The sequence below is a fragment of the Leminorella grimontii genome, assembly GCF_039789245.1.
In the GTDB taxonomy this organism is placed as follows: Bacteria; Pseudomonadota; Gammaproteobacteria; order Enterobacterales; family Enterobacteriaceae; genus Leminorella; species Leminorella grimontii.
In genome coordinates, this window is record NZ_CP146357.1 from 2,175,323 (window position 1) to 2,192,232 (window position 16,910).

Annotated in this window: 18 protein-coding genes and 1 other annotated feature; of the genes, 1 reads left to right on the forward strand and 17 read right to left on the reverse strand. The window is 49.6% G+C overall.

Going from position 1 to position 16,910, the window contains the following annotated elements; genetic code table 11:
- Positions 1-27: 27 nt before the first annotated feature.
- The 10 genes from btuD to thrS all read right to left on the reverse strand — a co-directional run bounded on the left by btuD (position 28) and on the right by thrS (position 9,065).
- A complete protein-coding gene (btuD, locus tag V8L73_RS10135; protein WP_347252893.1) occupies positions 28-786 on the reverse strand; it encodes a vitamin B12 ABC transporter ATP-binding protein BtuD in 759 nt (252 codons plus the stop codon).
- Positions 770-1,774 (reverse strand): vitamin B12 ABC transporter permease BtuC, encoded by a 1,005-nt coding sequence (gene btuC, locus V8L73_RS10140; protein WP_036023064.1) that lies wholly within the window; start codon positions 1,772-1,774, stop codon positions 770-772. Before btuC ends, btuD begins: the two co-directional genes overlap by 17 nt.
- 92 nt (positions 1,775-1,866) lie before the next feature.
- Positions 1,867-2,163: an integration host factor subunit alpha gene (ihfA, locus tag V8L73_RS10145; protein WP_071783237.1), complete on the reverse strand. Its 297-nt coding sequence runs from the start codon at positions 2,161-2,163 to the stop codon at positions 1,867-1,869.
- Positions 2,164-2,167: 4 nt separating this feature from the next.
- Positions 2,168-4,555: a phenylalanine--tRNA ligase subunit beta gene (pheT, locus tag V8L73_RS10150; RefSeq protein WP_347252894.1), complete on the reverse strand. Its 2,388-nt coding sequence runs from the start codon at positions 4,553-4,555 to the stop codon at positions 2,168-2,170.
- A gap of 16 nt (positions 4,556-4,571) precedes the next feature.
- Complete coding sequence (gene pheS, locus V8L73_RS10155) at positions 4,572-5,555, reverse strand: phenylalanine--tRNA ligase subunit alpha (RefSeq protein ID WP_027273089.1); 984 nt, start codon at positions 5,553-5,555, stop codon at positions 4,572-4,574.
- Between the two features lie 93 nt (positions 5,556-5,648).
- Positions 5,649-5,772 (reverse strand) — a sequence feature (Phe leader region).
- The gene (gene pheM / locus V8L73_RS10160; protein WP_134389264.1) at positions 5,723-5,767 is read right to left on the reverse strand and encodes a pheST operon leader peptide PheM; all 45 of its coding nucleotides are present in this window, start codon (positions 5,765-5,767) and stop codon (positions 5,723-5,725) included. (Overlaps the previous feature by 45 nt.)
- Positions 5,773-5,903: 131 nt before the next feature.
- Positions 5,904-6,260: a 50S ribosomal protein L20 gene (gene rplT / locus V8L73_RS10165; RefSeq protein WP_027273088.1), complete on the reverse strand. Its 357-nt coding sequence runs from the start codon at positions 6,258-6,260 to the stop codon at positions 5,904-5,906.
- Between the two features lie 38 nt (positions 6,261-6,298).
- Positions 6,299-6,496: a 50S ribosomal protein L35 gene (gene rpmI / locus V8L73_RS10170; RefSeq protein ID WP_034861980.1), complete on the reverse strand. Its 198-nt coding sequence runs from the start codon at positions 6,494-6,496 to the stop codon at positions 6,299-6,301.
- 94 nt (positions 6,497-6,590) lie between these two features.
- Positions 6,591-7,133, reverse strand: a complete 543-nt coding sequence (infC, locus tag V8L73_RS10175; protein WP_071783235.1) for a translation initiation factor IF-3 — start codon at positions 7,131-7,133, stop codon at positions 6,591-6,593.
- Positions 7,134-7,136: 3 nt separating this feature from the next.
- Positions 7,137-9,065, reverse strand: a complete 1,929-nt coding sequence (gene thrS / locus V8L73_RS10180) for a threonine--tRNA ligase (protein ID WP_347252895.1) — start codon at positions 9,063-9,065, stop codon at positions 7,137-7,139.
- 508 nt (positions 9,066-9,573) lie between these two features.
- Here thrS and V8L73_RS10185 point away from each other — a divergent pair.
- Complete coding sequence (locus V8L73_RS10185; RefSeq protein ID WP_347252896.1) at positions 9,574-11,418, forward strand: acyltransferase family protein; 1,845 nt, start codon at positions 9,574-9,576, stop codon at positions 11,416-11,418.
- Between the two features lie 57 nt (positions 11,419-11,475).
- Here V8L73_RS10185 and V8L73_RS10190 read toward each other — a convergent pair whose 3' ends face one another.
- From V8L73_RS10190 to V8L73_RS10220, 7 genes are read right to left on the reverse strand one after another with little or no spacing between them, the layout of a single operon-like run.
- Positions 11,476-11,862, reverse strand: a complete 387-nt coding sequence (locus tag V8L73_RS10190) for a tail fiber assembly protein (RefSeq protein ID WP_347252897.1) — start codon at positions 11,860-11,862, stop codon at positions 11,476-11,478.
- The gene (locus V8L73_RS19875) at positions 11,862-12,845 is read right to left on the reverse strand and encodes a hypothetical protein (RefSeq protein WP_422655581.1); all 984 of its coding nucleotides are present in this window, start codon (positions 12,843-12,845) and stop codon (positions 11,862-11,864) included. The genes V8L73_RS10190 and V8L73_RS19875 overlap by 1 nt, the downstream gene beginning before the upstream one ends.
- Positions 12,846-13,511: a DUF2612 domain-containing protein gene (locus tag V8L73_RS10200; RefSeq protein WP_347252898.1), complete on the reverse strand. Its 666-nt coding sequence runs from the start codon at positions 13,509-13,511 to the stop codon at positions 12,846-12,848.
- Entirely contained in the window at positions 13,508-14,707 is a 1,200-nt protein-coding gene (locus V8L73_RS10205) for a baseplate J/gp47 family protein (RefSeq protein WP_347252899.1), read from the reverse strand. The genes V8L73_RS10200 and V8L73_RS10205 overlap by 4 nt, the downstream gene beginning before the upstream one ends.
- Positions 14,707-15,060 carry a hypothetical protein gene (locus V8L73_RS10210; RefSeq protein ID WP_347252900.1) on the reverse strand — a complete coding sequence of 118 codons (354 nt, stop codon included), beginning with the start codon at positions 15,058-15,060 and terminating at the stop codon, positions 14,707-14,709. The genes V8L73_RS10205 and V8L73_RS10210 overlap by 1 nt, the downstream gene beginning before the upstream one ends.
- Positions 15,060-15,800, reverse strand: coding sequence for a Gp138 family membrane-puncturing spike protein (locus V8L73_RS10215; protein WP_347252901.1), 741 nt, complete (start codon positions 15,798-15,800; stop codon positions 15,060-15,062). Before V8L73_RS10215 ends, V8L73_RS10210 begins: the two co-directional genes overlap by 1 nt.
- Before the next feature lie 60 nt (positions 15,801-15,860).
- Complete coding sequence (locus tag V8L73_RS10220; protein ID WP_347252902.1) at positions 15,861-16,910, reverse strand: baseplate hub protein; 1,050 nt, start codon at positions 16,908-16,910, stop codon at positions 15,861-15,863.

Sequence of the window (16,910 nt, forward strand, 5' to 3'; positions counted from 1 at the left end):
TCGCGTTTAACGCCCGTGTAGATCTTCTTAAAGTAGCGGTTGCGTCTTTAACCACTTCTGTTTACCCGCTTCCAGCAGTTCAAACCCAATGCCAAACACTGACGACAGGCGCTCAGGCGTCATAACCTCGGAAGGTGCGCCTTCCGCGATGAGGCGGCCTTCGTTTAACAGCCAGACGTCATCAGCATGGCTTAGGGCGTGGTTTAGATGATGAACGCTGACGATGGCCGTTCCTCCGCTCTGGCAAAACTGGCGTAGAAGCCTGTCCAGCGCATCCTGCTGGGCAACGTCGAGGCTACTCATTGGCTCATCCAAAAGCAAAAGTCGACCATCGGGATTCAGGCCGGGCCAAACCTGTAAAAAAACGGCCGCCAGGCGCACGCGCTGCCACTCACCGCCTGAAAGGCGGGTCAGCAGCCTGTCGAGTTTATCGCTGAGCTCCAGACGCTCGGCAAGCCATGCCGTAACGCTTTCTATGCGCTCGGCCTCAGCGCCTTCCGGTAGATGCAGCTCAAGATACTGGAAGACCCGCATCATCGCTCTGCTGTCCTGCTGTTGCGCTAAATAGGCCCGCCTGTGCGCCAGTTCGCGGGCCGAAAGCTTAGCGACGTTTTCACCGCAGAGCAGGACATCGCCGCGATGGGGCAATAACCCCGCAGCGGCGGCCAACAGGGTGCTTTTCCCTGCGCCGTTAGGACCAATGATATGCACCAGCCTTCCGGGCGCAGCCGTTACGTTAACACCAGTAAGCCTGCGGTCAATTGAGAGATTAGTCAGCGTTAGCATGGCGTATCAACATCCAGATAAACAGCGGCGCGCCGATGGTTGAAGTAATCACGCCAATGGGCAGTTCCGCTGACGGTAAGGCGATGCGGGAAATTAAATCCGCCGCCAGCAGCAGTGCGGCGCCGGAAACGGCACAGCCCGGCAGCAGGAATCGATGATCGGTAATCCCAATCAGGCGAAGCATATGGGGAATAATCAGCCCGATAAAGCCAATGATGCCCGACAGCGCGACGCTTACGCCCACTGTCCAGGCGATCGCCAGCACAAAGCCGTTGCGCCAAAGCGCCAGCGGCGCGCCCAGCTGACGGGCCTGCGTTTCCCCTAATGAGAGCAGGTTAAGTCGGCTTCCCTGTGCCGCCAGAATCAACAGAATGGGCAACAGCGCCAATAACAGCCAACGCTGCTGCCAGCCGACGCCGCTAAAGCTGCCCATCAACCAATACAGCAGCTGGCGCAGGTCCATGCTGGTACTAAAATAGACTGCCCAGGTCATTACCGCACTACAGGCTATGCCCAACGCGAAGCCTATCAACAGTAATCTTGAGCCGGAAAGAAAGCGTTTTCGCGCAAGCAGCAGCAGGACCAGCGTTAGCGCTAGCGCGCCGACGATCGCATTAATGCTTAGCAGCCAGACGGGCAGCAGGCTACCGCCGATAAGGATCGTCAGCACCAGGGCCACGCCGGCGCCGTTAGCAACGCCCAAAAGCCCAGGCTCAGAAAGCGGATTGTCAAACAGGGACTGCATGACCGCGCCGGACATAGCAAGCCCGGCGCCGACCATCATCACCGCCAGCGTTCGCGGCAGCCGCAGTTGCCAAACGAACAGATCTGCCTGCGGGTCATTAAACCAGCGGCTTGGCGGCAACCAAACGTCCCCTACCGACAGGCTGACGATCGCAACAATAGACAGCAGCAACAGCAGCAGCAGGAACGTCTTCTTGTCCTGATAGCGCTGCCGCTGTCGTAGCGTGGAAAAGTGCGAATTCATCGTCCCTATCGATTCCAAATTTAGTTAACGAGAAGAGCAACTATATTAAAGAAAAAGGCCGCATAAAAGCGGCCTTTTTGGCTTGGTTATCTTTATTCTTTTGGTGTCGCGTTCTCAACCCGGCTCTTTAATTTCTGTCCCGGACGGAAAGTTACAACCCGGCGTGCGGTGATTGGAATATCCTCGCCCGTTTTGGGATTACGCCCAGGGCGTTGACTCTTATCACGCAGATCAAAATTACCGAACCCGGAAAGTTTGACTTGTTCACCATTTTCCAAAGCCCTTCGAACCTCTTCAAAGAAAAGTTCGACGAGATCTTTGGCATCGCGTTTGCTCAGATTAAGCTTTTCGCATAAGTGTTCAGACATTTCTGCTTTAGTAAGCGCCATAGGTTCAATCTCTCAAGGATGCTTGGAATCGCTGTTTTAATGCCTCTACGCATTGATTAACGGTAGCGGCGATTTCCTCTTCTTCTAGAGTACGTGCGGTATCTTGCAGCGTCAGGCTGATTGCGAGGCTCTTGTAGCCCTCCGCAACTCCCTTGCCGCGATATACGTCAAATAAGTTTACGCCAACCACCTGATTTACGCCAACTTTTTTACACAAATCTAATACATTGGCAGCAGGTACGTTTTCAGCGACAACAATGGCGATATCACGACGGTTCGCCGGGAAGCGTGAAACCTCGCGAGCCTGCGGCACACGGCGGTTTGCAAGCCGATCCCACAACACTTCAAACACCACGGTACGACCGTTCAAAGAGAGCTTTTTTTCCAGTTCAGGATGCACAACGCCGATGTATCCAATGTGTTTTCCATCGAGATAAATCGCTGCGCTTTGTCCTGGATGCAATGCCGGATTGCTTTCCGCTCTGAACTCAATCTCGGACAGTTTACCGGTAAGCGCCAGTACAGCCTCAAGATCGCCTTTTAAATCATAGAAGTCAACCGCGTCCCGCGCAAGGTTCCAGTGTTCATCATAGCGAGACCCCGTAATAACGCCGGCCAGCATCGGCTCCTGGCGAACGCCAAATTCCGCTGACTCATCAGGCACAAAGCGTAAACCGCTCTCAAACAGGCGAACGCGGCTCTGTTGACGGTTCTGGTTGTAAACCACAGCCCCCAGCAACCCACTCCAGAGAGAGAGACGCATAGCGGACATTTCAACCGAAATCGGGCTTGGTAGAATGAGGGCATCCTGTTCCGGGTGCAGCAAACGCTGAACCTTAGGGTCGACAAAGCTATAGGTAATGGCTTCCTGATAGCCGCGATCGACCAGCATTTCTTTTACGCGCCGTAAAGAAAGCTCCGCTTCACAGTGTTCCGCCATCACCAGATCGGCACGTAGCGGCACGTTAGGGATACTGTTATAGCCATAAACGCGAGCGACCTCTTCGATCAGGTCTTCTTCGATGGCCATATCAAAACGCCAGCTCGGCGCGACTGCAGTCCAGCTGTCGCCTTGATGAACGACATGGCAGCCCAGGCGAGTCAGAATATCCGTCACCTGCTCATCATCAACGTGATGTCCAATCAGTGAATCGAGCTTGTGGCGACGCAGGACGATAGTCGCAGGCTTAGGCAGCTTGTCTTGAGCTACGGCGCTGATAACCGGCCCCGGCTGACCGCCGCAGATCTCTACCAGCAGCTTGGTTGCTCGCTCCATTGCGCGCTCTTGCATTGCTGAATCAACGCCGCGCTCATAACGGTGAGACGCGTCCGTATGCAGGCCGAAACGGCGAGCGCGGCCCGCTATTGATAGCGGGTTAAAGAAGGCGCTTTCCAGCAGGACGTCCTGCGTTTCTTCATTTACGCCTGAGTGTTCACCACCGAAAATACCGCCCATCGCCAGCGGCTTCTGATGGTCGGCAATAACGAGAATGTCATCGCTCAGCGTTACCTTGTTGCCGTCCAGCAGCACCAATTCTTCGCCCGGCGTTGCCATGCGCACGTTGATTCCGCCCTCAATGCGGCTAAGGTCGAATGCATGCATTGGCTGCCCGAGCTCCAGCAGCACGTAGTTAGTTACGTCAACGACCGGGTCGATGGAGCGAATTCCGCAGCGGCGAAGCTTTTCTTTCATCCACAGCGGCGTAGCGGCCTTAACGTTGATGCCCTTCACTACGCGACCAAGATAGCGCGGACAGGCGTCCGTCGCCTCTATGTGAATCGGAAGCGTATCGGATACCGTCGCCGCAACGGCAGACGTATCGGGTTCATTTAGCGGCAGGCGGTTGATTACCGCCACGTCGCGAGCAACGCCAATAATCCCCAGGCAGTCGGCGCGGTTTGGCGTAACGCTGATTTCAATCGTCGCGTCGTCAAGCTTCAGGTATTCACGAACGTCCTGCCCCAGCGGCGCGTCTTCCGGCAGCTCGATAATGCCGCTGTGATCGTCGCTGATGCCAAGTTCGGAAAATGAACAAAGCATGCCTTCTGAAGGCTCTCCGCGCAGCTTGGCCGCCTTGATTTTAAAATCGCCGGGCAGTACCGCACCCACGGTGGCGCAGGCGACGGTCAGGCCTTTACGGCAATTTGGAGCGCCGCATACGATGTCCAACAGCTCACCGCGGCCCACGTCCACTTTCGTTACGCGCAGCTTGTCGGCATTAGGATGCTGAGCGCATTCAACCACCCGGCCCACGACGACGCCGGTGAACTCGCCGGCAACCGGCTCGATGCCGTCGACTTCCAGGCCGGCCATAGTAATTTGTTCTGACAGTTCTTCACGACTGAGCGCGGGGTTGACCCATTCACGCAACCAGGACTCACTGAATTTCATGTTTTGGCTCCCGCTGTTATTGGAATTGTTTTAAGAAACGAAGATCGTTTTCAAAAAAGGCGCGCAAATCTGTGACGCCGTAACGAAGCATGGTCAAGCGCTCCATACCCATGCCAAAGGCAAAGCCGGAATAAATTTCCGGATCGATACCTACGCCGCGCAGCACGTTCGGATGCACCATGCCGCAGCCCAGCACTTCCAGCCACTTGCCGTTTTTACCCATCACGTCCACTTCGGCGGAAGGCTCAGTGAACGGGAAGTAGGAAGGACGGAAGCGAACCTGAAGGTCTTCCTCAAAGAAGTTCTTCAGGAAGTCATGCAGCGTGCCTTTCAAATTGGTAAAGCTAATATCTTTATCAACGATCAGCCCTTCCATCTGATGGAACATCGGGGTATGGGTCTGGTCATAGTCGTTACGGTAAACGCGGCCCGGCGCAATAATGCGGATCGGCGGCTGCTTTTCATTCATTGTGCGGATCTGTACGCCTGAGGTTTGCGTGCGCAGCAGGCGCTTGGCGTCAAACCAGAAGGTATCGTGATCGGCGCGCGCCGGATGATGGCCGGGAATATTCAGGGCATCGAAGTTATGGTAATCATCTTCCACCTCCGGTCCGTTGGCGACGGAGAACCCTAGCTCGCCAAAGAAGTCGGTAATGCGGTCAATCGTGCGGGTAACAGGATGCAGCCCACCGTTTTCCATACGGCGGCCCGGTAGAGATACGTCGATAGTCTCTTCGGACAGGCGTGCATTCAGCGCAGCGGCTTCAAGCGTCTCTTTACGGGCGTTCAGCGCTTCCTGAACATCCTGCTTGGCCTGGTTGATAACCTGACCAGCCGCCGGGCGTTCCTCGGCGGGAACGTCGCGCAGCGACATCATTTGCAGCGTCAGGTGCCCTTTTTTGCCTAAATACTCCACGCGCACCAAATCCAACGCGGCAACGTCATTGGCTTGCGCTATAGCGGCCTTGGCATTGGCTACCAGTTCAGCGAGATGTGGCATTCTATTCCTCTTCTTCCTGCTCTGAAGTTCTGATAATAGGGTCATAAAACCCGGCGATATACTTAAATGAATTGATCTTTTTTAACTATGCATAACAAAAAAGCCTCCAGACGGAGGCTTTCGGCGCTAGTTTTCGTTTCTTCTCTTACGCGCAAAGCCTCCTGATGTCAGGCGCTAAAGTAAAAGAAGAAACGGAAAATAGCAGGATTCATACTTGCGTTACCTTATAATTTTTTGACGCTTAAACGTTGGTGGAAAACTGTACAATACTATGAATCAATATGGATTTCACGTATTTAAATGAAATAAAAAGTAAAAGAGGGAGCTATGCCCCCTCTTTCATCCGGCTTACGCCAGAACTGATTTTGCTTTTTCAACCAAAGCAGCGAAAGCCACTTTATCGAATACGGCGATATCAGCCAGAATCTTACGGTCGATTTCAACAGAAGCCTTTTTCAGGCCATTGATGAAACGGCTGTAAGACAAGCCATTTTGACGAGCAGCGGCGTTGATACGTGCAATCCACAGCTGACGGAACTGACGCTTGCGCTGACGACGGTCGCGGTAAGCGTACTGGCCTGCTTTGATTACTGCCTGGAAGGCAACACGGTAAACGCGCGAACGGGCACCGTAGTAACCTTTCGCCTGCTTCATGATTTTCTTGTGACGTGCACGTGCAATTACACCACGTTTTACGCGAGCCATATGCTCTCTCCTATCGTCTTAAATTCTGAATTAAAAAGTTATGCGTATGGCAGACACGCCACGACCAGACCCAGATCTCCTTTAGAGACCATGCCTTTTGGACGCAGATGACGTTTACGCTTGGTAGCTTTCTTAGTCAGAATGTGACGTAGGTTGGCATGCTTACGCTTAAAACCGCCAGAAGCAGTCTTTTTAAAGCGCTTAGCTGCGCCACGCACTGTTTTGATCTTTGGCATTTTTTATATCCACTTCGCATTGTTAATAAAACGAACCAGTTGGGCGAATAAAATCCGGGCGTTCGGAACGCCCGGACGTTATTACTTGCAAGCCTTACTGTTTCTTCTTCGGGGCGAGCACCATGATCATCTGGCGTCCTTCAATCCTACTTGGATAGGATTCAACAACGGCCAGTTCTGCAAGATCGTCACGAACGCGGTTAAGCACTTCCATGCCGATCTGCTGGTGAGCCATTTCACGACCGCGGAAGCGGAGCGTAATCTTGGCTTTATCACCCTCTTCCAGAAAGCGAACCAGGCTGCGGAGTTTTACCTGATAGTCGCCATCATCGGTACCAGGTCGGAATTTGATTTCCTTGACCTGAACAACTTTTTGTTTCTTCTTCTGCTCTTTCGTAGCCTTGCTCTTTTCATAGAGGAACTTGCCGTAGTCCATAATCCGGCAAACGGGCGGCTCAGCATTCGGGCTGATCTCAACCAGATCGACACCCGCTTCCTCTGCTTTTTGCAGCGCTTCATTCAGACTAACAATCCCTATCTGCTCGCCGTCTATACCTGTCAGTCGAACTTCACGGGCGCGAATCTCTGTGTTTATGCGATTAGGACGCGCTGTTTGAACTCTTTTTCCGCCTTTAATACTTTATTCCTCCAGTTGGTTAAGACTACGACTGCGAATTTCTTGTTGCAGTTTTTCAATAACGTAATCAACGTCAAGGCTACCCAAATCCTTGCCGCGGCGGGTGCGAACGGCAACTTTGCCGGCCTCCACCTCTTTATCGCCGCAAACTAACATGTAAGGGACGCGCCTTAGAGTGTGCTCGCGGATTTTAAAGCCTATTTTCTCATTTCTCAAGTCCGCTTTCGCACGAATACCCGCTGCCTGCAATTTTTTTGCTAAATCGCTGACATAATCGGCCTGATCGTCGGTGATATTCATCACCACGACCTGCTGCGGAGCCAGCCAGGTTGGGAAGAAACCGGCGCACTCTTCGGTCAGTATACCGATAAAGCGCTCCAGCGAGCCAAGAATCGCACGGTGAATCATCACCGGTACGTGACGCTCGTTGTCTTCGCCAACGAAAGAGGCGCTCAGGCGGCCCGGCAGCGAGAAGTCTAACTGCACGGTACCACACTGCCAAGCGCGATCGAGGCTATCGTGCAGCGTAAATTCAATTTTCGGACCGTAAAACGCTCCTTCGCCCGGCTGATATTCAAACTCAAGGCCGTTCGCCGTCAGCGCTTCTGCCAGATCGTGCTCCGCACGGTCCCACATTTCGTCGGAACCAATGCGCTTTTCAGGGCGAGTAGACAGCTTCACGCTAATATTGTCAAAGCCGAAGGTGCTGTAAAGATCGTACACCATCTTAATGCAGCTGGTGACTTCCTGACGCACCTGCTCTTCCGTACAGAAGATATGGGCATCGTCCTGCGTAAAGCCGCGAACGCGCATCAGGCCGTGCAGCGCGCCCGAAGGCTCGTTGCGGTGACAGCTGCCAAATTCCGCCATTCTCAGCGGCAGGTCGCGATAGGATTTTAGCCCCTGATTAAAAATTTGCACGTGACCAGGGCAGTTCATCGGCTTAATGCAGTATTCGCGATTTTCTGACGACGTGGTGAACATGGCTTCTTTATAGTTTTCCCAGTGCCCGGTTTTTTCCCACAGCACGCGGTCCATCATAAATGGCCCTTTCACTTCCTGATAGTCATATTCTTTAAGCTTCATACGCACGAAGGCTTCAAGCTCGCGGAAGATAGTCCATCCGTCGTTGTGCCAGAATACCATGCCCGGCGCTTCTTCCTGCATATGGTAAAGGTCAAGCTGTTTACCGATTTTGCGGTGATCGCGCTTGGCGGCCTCTTCCAGACGCTGTAAATAGGCGCTTAGCTGCTTTTTGTCAGCCCAAGCGGTGCCGTAAATGCGCTGCAGCATCTTGTTGTTGCTGTCGCCGCGCCAGTAGGCGCCGGAAACTTTCTGCAGCTTGAAATTATGGCAAAAGCGCATATTCGGCACGTGCGGCCCACGGCACATGTCGACATATTCTTCATGGTGGTAAAGCGCAGGAAACGCATCGCGGCTAATGTTTTCATCCAGAATGCGCTGCTTATAGATTTCCCCGCGGGCGGCGAAAGTGTCGTATGCCTCCTGCCAGCTCACCTTTTTCTTGATAACGTCGTAGTCTTTCTTGACCAGTTCCATCATGCGCAGCTCAAGCAGATCCAGATCTTCCTGATTTAGCGTTCTGTCGATATCAACGTCGTAATAAAAGCCGTTATCGATAGTCGGGCCAATCGCCATCTTGGTATCCGGCCACAGCTGCTTGATTGCATGGCCCAGCAGGTGCGCGCATGAATGGCGGATAATTTCCAGACCGTCATCATCTTTCGCCGTGATGATTTCAAGCCTAGCGTCGCTCTCAATCAAATCGCAGGCGTCGACTCGTTCACCGTTGATACGACCGGCGATGCAGGCCTTGGCTAAGCCTGGGCCGATATCGCGCGCAACATCCATTACGGATACGGCATGGTCGTACTGACGTTGACTTCCGTCAGGAAGAGTAATTACTGGCATGATAGTTCCTTATTACAGTGGTGACCCACACGACAGATCACGTGTAAAATAAATTAGTATTTAAATACAATAGATTATGCATCCATCTAACCAACATTTGTTAAATTGGTACACACTCTGGTACACAAATGAAAATCCTACTTTTCGGATACTCATTAATAGCCGAACATCTTAAACGAAAAGCTTATTTAATGCATTAATAGAGTTGGATCACATAGCTGAAAGCTGTAAAAATTTTTACCAAAATCCAGCTGTTGCACATTTTCCGGTAATATTTTTCTACGAAACGCCGGTACAAGACAGGCTGAAGAAACCCGAAACAATACGCAGAAATTGTATAACATGGAATTTTTACACCACATCGGCCAGAGAGAGAGAGAGAGAGAGAGAGAGAGAGAGAGAGAGAGAGAGAGAGGGGTTAACATAGAGATGACGAAACACCGCAAAGCATTTATCATCCGTTTATGGTTTTTGTAAGTGTAATTTTTTGATAAGAAATGGCCTAAAAATGAGCTACAATAAATTCAGGCTTGATATTAATGGGTTGAGAGCGTTTGCGATTCTCAGCGTTGTTTTTTATCATTTTAATGTACCCTATATTTCTGGTGGATTTACGGGCGTTGATGTTTTCTTTGTTATATCCGGTTTTTTAATGACTGGAATAATTTTAGAGCGGGTTGACCATAGGAGTATTTTAGATTTTTACATAGCTCGTTTTTTGAGAGTAGCCCCCGCTTTAATAACTGTGGTATTTATTGTGCTTATTTTTGGTTATTTTACCTTAAGTACAAATGAATTTGAGCTGTTAGCTAAAAATGCAATATCATCACTACTATTTTATTCAAATAACTACTATGCGGCACATTCTAGCTACTTCGACCCCTCATCAGAATTTAACTTTCTACTTCATACTTGGTCTCTATCCGTAGAGTGGCAGTTTTATATTACATATCCTATTATTATATTAGCGGCTAAAAAAACACGGATACCAGTTTGGACAATACTCTCAGTTCTTTTTACTATTTCCCTGTGTTTAGCTATTACGAAGGCAACCGGAACAAGAGAAGATATTTTCTATCTTCTTCCTACTCGCGCGTGGGAGATGCTCACCGGAGGTTTGGTTTACATATTATCCGTTCGGTGTAATACCCCCGATTGGATGAAGAATCGGGATGGTTATGGTATCGCCATAATTATGGTAGGCGTTATTACGCTAAACGGCAATGATTACTGGCCAAGTTACGCGACATTCATACCTGTATTAGGAACGGTAATCGTTTTGTTGGCGAACAAACAAAACTCGGTGTTCACATCAAACAAAGTTGCTCAATGGGTTGGAAAAGTATCTTATTCTGTTTATCTCTGGCATTGGCCTATCGTTGTTATAATGAAATATTATGATATTAAATTTAACGCCCTTAGTATCTCATTCGGCCTAATTGTATCTTTTCTGCTGGGGGGTATTTCTTTCAGGTTTATTGAAAATACATTAAGAAGTCGAGATAAAATAAAATTAAATATAATTATATTTTTATCAATATCAGTTTTAGCCGTATTAGTATCAACTACAAAAGGAATGAGCTTTAGATTTTCGGACACACTAAAGCTAGTTGTAGAATATCGAATGGACCATTCATCATGGAGGCCGGATACCTGTTTTCTCAATCCTGAGCAGAACTATTCTGTTTTCTCTCAATGTCCGGACAAAATGTCTGATAAATCTTTTGTTGTATGGGGGGATTCTCATGCAGCACATTTAATGCCGGGGTTGCGCAAAGTTTTTGGCGAAAAGCTAGATATTACACAACGAACAGCAAGTTTATGCGCCCCTCTTATTGGCAACCATCACCCTTTTAGACCTCACTGTAAAGATATAAATGATCGGATAAGCCAGGAAATTTACTCAAAAAAACCTCATACTGTGATGCTATCCGCGTTATGGGCGGATTCACCATCCTCAGTGCGAAAATATCTCCCTAACACTATTAAATTCTTAAAAAAATCTGGTGTCAAAAGGATCATTCTAGTTGGCCCTGTTCCCTTTTGGAAAAAAACACTCATTGATACACTTGAGGAAACAGGTATCAATAATAGCGGAACAATTTCATGGGAAATGACGGATAGTGAGCGTAACTTAAAAATTGATAATCAATACCTTAGCGATTTGGCAAAACAGGAAGAAATAGTGTTCATTTCTTCCCTTGATACCCTATGTGTTAACAACTATTGCAAAGCTATTGTCGGGCACGATACTTCCTATCCAGTTCAGTATGATAATTCACATATGACACCAGAGGGCTCAATCTGGTTTTTTAATGAATTGGCTAACAGCTTGATACTATCCCCGCCCTGAATGAGGGACGGGGCTCAGGATAATTTCTCGACATAACTAATGGATTATAACCTCTCTCTAAGGTTTTGTCGGCCACTCAATATCCGGCGCTTTTAAAATGTCCACCCGATTAAGTACGACACGATATTTACGCCATGCGGTATACAATGTGGCTTCTTCATCTGTTGCCATACCAAGCTCCACAGCATCTTTCAGCCGTTCAACCACGGCATCAGCCTCACGTAGTCGGAGTTGCTTTTCAAATCCAGCTGCATTCTGCATCTCATTGTGTGTTAACTCTGGTTCCGGCGCCGGCAGAAATTCTCCATCCTTATATAACCAACCAGGACCCGCAATATCGGTTTCTATAACCTGTACACCCGTGGTTTCAATCTGGCTTATGTCGTCAGCGACAATAATGTTTTCAACAATACCAGTGCTATTCACAATTGCGTATTTTAGCATTATGCGTATTCCCATATAATTACTTTACCATCGCCACCAGAAAACCCAGGTTGAGCTGGTGTATTTTGAGTTATATATACGCTATTTCCCCCTGCGCCATAATGCCTCCCTATATGTGTAAATGGCGGATAACATAGCAGAGCTGAACCGTACCCAAGCGAGACACAGCACGACACCGTAGGCGATGGGGTCATTGTTTTTATCATAATCCCGTTATTAACCGTAGGTTGCGGTGCTTCTGTTGCGTTCGTTGCGGAATTATAAATTAGAGAAGGGTCTATGTTAGATTGCCCCGCCGGAGCTCCGCCACCGCCAGGGCAGGTTAGATACGAACCGAATGATGTTGTTCCGCCATCATTTCCTCTTGAATTAATAACACCAGCACCGCCTGCTCCGATGGTGATATACGTAGCTGATACATTAGCGAATAGAGCTTTCGCATAAGCACCGTTAGTACCACATCCCGACATGGATACCTTGAGGGGATCGGTTCCCCCTACACCACCTGATGCCCCGCCACCGCCGATGGCTTCAACTATGATTTTTTTTGTACCGTTAGTTGGGATATATGTCCCCGATGTCTCAAAAAATTGAACGTTCAATAATCGGCCAACATAGCCTGTTTGGTCACCAAGCCCCAAGTTTGCAAGCGCCGTAGAGATTGCCGTTTCTCCGTCTGATTTAATATCACCAAACGGATTTGAACGACTCAGGTATTGAGCCGCAAACCCAGCTGTGAGCTTTGAAACGAATCCCGCCAGATCTCCATCATCATGAACATCAGAATCGGTCTTTTCCGTTACAAACTGGGCCAAAGCCGCCGCAATAAACGATGCCTGACGAATCGCTTTGTTTACTTGAGAGGATGAAGCCTTACCGGATGTGAATCCACTCAGCAGCGCCGGTAGTCCCTCCCAGTCCGATTGCGATGTCACATTCGCGCCAGCGCCCGTAGCAAACGGTTTAAAATCGTTAGTAGCCATTTATAATGTTTTCCCCCATGCGCCAGTGTCGAAACCAGCTATATACTCGTTTTCAATATCAAAACCGAAAAACTGACGCCCTTCGGACGGCGTCAAAATTTCCCCAGAAAATACGCCAGCAGCTTTCACAGTTAGATACCCTTGCCGTATTGCTGCCAGTAGTTCCAAATCTACGTCTTCGATTGTCGTATCAGGAAAAACCCAGATAGAAATCGTCATATCCTGATTGTCTACAATCTGCATTCGCAGGCCGGATCCAACCGTGGCGGTATCTAAAATGGCGGGCAGTGAGTCGTTTTGCCCGTTCCAGTTGTTGATCGCAATTTTAGCTTTCAGAATAATTCGGTAGGTTTCATCACTGAGTGAGGTATAACCAGCATCTGGGTCAAATGGTCCTTGCCATACGCCTTGGTCATAGCCAAGACCCTCCGTATCCCACGCAAAATAAATACCTGATATTGGTTCTTGAACATACCGCGTACGCCCAATCCACTGTCCAAGAATATCGAGCTGTACGCCAATGGCCGTATCTATATCGAAATCGGTGATGAACCCAGACATAGAGCCTGATACATCCGCCACTGGCCGAGTGCTGAGATCAATATGTTCAAAGAACAGCGGCTTCGTTGCGTGATAGTTAGTGATTAGGTCCGTGTACTTGCTCATGATGTGGCCACCACGGTGATGTTATCAGGTGAGCATTCGGCGGCTTCGTCATACGCAATAACGACATTAGCTGCGGCAACCTCACTCGCGCTTTTTCCTATTTTCAGTTCGAGAATGTCGTAAAACTTAGCGTTACCACCGCTCACAACGCCAAGGTTGGCGGGCGAGTAAACACGACTAAGCAGAACGTCATCACCTATCGTCAGTGAGTTGATATACGCAGACACCGCGACTTTGATCTGATCGCCGATTTCCGTTGTGTATCCTGTAAAGCCTTTCAGCAGGATATAAACATAAATCGGCACGACGCCAGGACGTGAAAAACTTATCGTATGAGGGTTACCATACAGATCTGCTACGACAACCGACGTAGAACCGTAAGTAGATACGCCCTGCCCTTTCTTCCCTCGGATAGTTTGCGCGATATCGTTAGCATCCCCGCCCTCCACGATTACGGATATAGAGTGAGGAGGCAGGCCATCGCTGTCAGTTACGCCAGAGTCGTTCTCATAGAGCTTATGGCGCGTAACGCCTGATACATTCGCTATCGCGCCGTCAATAGCATCAAACGGCGTCAGGGACGGCAGTGCTACGCTACGGCTTTGACGCAGCCGCAGCTCGGCATCCGTTTCCGCAGGCGAACCAATAGAGGCCGCAGACGGGTTAGTAACTGACACCCAACCCCGTGTTGGCGCATTAATGCCGGTGATAGAATTCGGCAGCGCGGCAACAGCTCCTGCTGTCGTACTGGTTGCCGTCACTATGGCGGTACCGTCAGGCCCTATAACTACCGAGCTGGGCAACGCCCAAATCACACCGTTATCATCTTTCGCTGACCCGTTGTTAATAACCGTTCCCGTAGTACCGGTTAGCAGCAAATCAACAGTTGAATTCGTCGCCCCCTTTCGAGAAATGCCGTTAATTTTGACATTACTTGTTAGTGCGCCAGATAGAGCCGTAGAAGGAGAAAAGGAGTTGTAAACGGCAATCGCAGTATTGTTCGCGTCATGTACAGCAAGCGCCACCAGCGCTACCATCTGGCCATCTTTGCTATCAGGTTCAAGATACGCATCCTGCCCGTAGATCTGTTTAAAGTAGCTGGTTATCGTACTTAAGATGGTTTGGTAACCCGGAGCGCTGATCCCAGTTGCCGTCACAGTGGCTGCCAAGCCAAGCGTATCGAGGTTTATGGTCATTATGCTGTTCCTGTTACTTTCGTCGTTCCGTATACCGTATCAATCTCAGCAGCAAATGTTACGCGGCGCCGACCGGTATCAACTGTTGTATCGAGTTTAATGATTGATTTAACACCGCGAGTTTCGAGAATGTATTTACGTATCAGCATGTCGTATACCTCTGGATTTTGTTTTCCGAGTACTGACTGTAACCACGGCATACCTTTTGTCGTATCGAGAAACCACTGTCCATACCACAGCTCAAAACGCGTCTTAATCGCTTGAACTACCGCTTCTGGCGAATTAATCAGCCATGTCTCATCGCCGGATCCGAACGTATAATCGCCGTTGGCGTCTTCCCGTCGGTATCGCATTAAATTGGCCCTCCTGACGTTCCGTCCCCCGGGTCTACGTCTGTATGACGGTGTTTCATCTGGCTAATACCACCTGCGGTTACGTCTTGAGTTACAGTTAACGGACCATTCATTTTCGCATCACCACCTGCGTCTCCTTGCCCCTGCACCAACGGTCCGTTAATAGTGACGGCCCCGTTTAGTACAATGGTTGGTGAGGTGATTTCCGTCCCACCGTCGGCAGTAGCTGTCAGCTTCCCTGGCGTTTTAACAGTGATGTCGTGACCCGCAGACACTTCAACAAAGGCCGCACCGTCGTCCGTTCTTAGCTGGGCAGCGGTAGTGCTGATACCGCCGATCTTTTTGACCTGAGACTGAGGTCCTACGATAGCGAACGCATCAGCGATATCATGCATCCGTTGGTCCACAGGGTCCTGAATCCCCCCACTCTGCCACCAGAAATCGATACAACGATCAGCAAAAACAACAAGGCATTCATCACCGGGTGCGATTGGAAATGTGAGCGTAACTCCACCACCGCGCTGGAACGATACCGGAACGTCCACCAGCAACGGCAGGTTCACAGGCTTTAAACCGTCACTACATCTAATCGCAGGTTGAACAACACAGGTAACTGCATCCGCATCAAACGATTGAACAATCCCCGGCATGGCCACCCGCAGTTGTGTCGATACCGCAGCCGTTAGTTGCTGCAGCATTTGTTGCTCTGTGCCGGTTTGGTTCTGTAGAGAAATAGGCATTACGTTTTCTCCGAGCAATAAAAAAGGCCTCCGAAGAGACCTTTCCTACAAACATATAATTCAAATAGCAGTTTTACTCATCGCAGCTGAGCTCATTAAGTCCGCAGACCCTTTAGCTATGCACATAAGGTCCATGTACCATGGCTGTCCCCGTGTGTCCCCGTGAAAATCTATGCTTCCAACGATGTAATCGCCATCCGTATTAATACTAGCTGGTTGGGATAACGTGCCGGTGGTGCTAATATTTCCATTATTCTCAGTCGTACCGATTGCGCCCGGTGCGCTGCCGATCTCTTCATTCGATAGTACAGTACGATAAACTGATTTTTGGTTGATGCGCACCAGACCGCCTAATCGAATATTGGGGTTGATGAGACATCGTACGTTCACACCGGCCCCGATAGTCTGCTGAGGCATACCGATAAGTCCGGTATTAGCACTCAGCTCCACGAGCTCATCCTCCAAATACTTATTCTCGGGCCGCATAACGATCTGGCCGTTTTCGTACCACCAATCCGCATTACATTGGCCTGCGATATGATTTATCACCGCTGGCGAGTTCTGAAATATCGGCCGACCACGAGGGAAAACCGTATCAGGCATATTCGGTGTTGCGCCTGCAGTAATTCCGTAAGGTTCATACGTTTTCATGGTAGTGGCAAAAAGGTCTTTATAAGTCCATCCGGCTGCCAGCGTCGTGATAGTGGCAGCGCTTAGATGTCCCTCCCAACCCTCTATGCATTGCAGCATGATCCAAGTATCGGTTGGGTTATCTTTACCTGTTACTGTAAAGCGAATATCACCGGAAAAGATAACGCCATAGCTCGCGTTATTAGCAATAACCTCGGCCTCTTCTTCTGTGGCATTTTCCTTTTGCGGCACACCGTCATACCCGGCGATCACCTCAACCCGGGTATATTCCTGCCCCATAATGCTGTTTACAGTATACGTAGACAGATTGTAGATTTTGAAATTGCCTACGGAGCTGGCAAACGATGTGTTAGGCATTTTCTGGATATCAAACACAACTTTAAAATCCGATAGGCTTATTCCGCCCCCTTCTTTATCAAAGAGCCTTAATTCAAAGTGTCGTAACCAGTTCTGAGACAT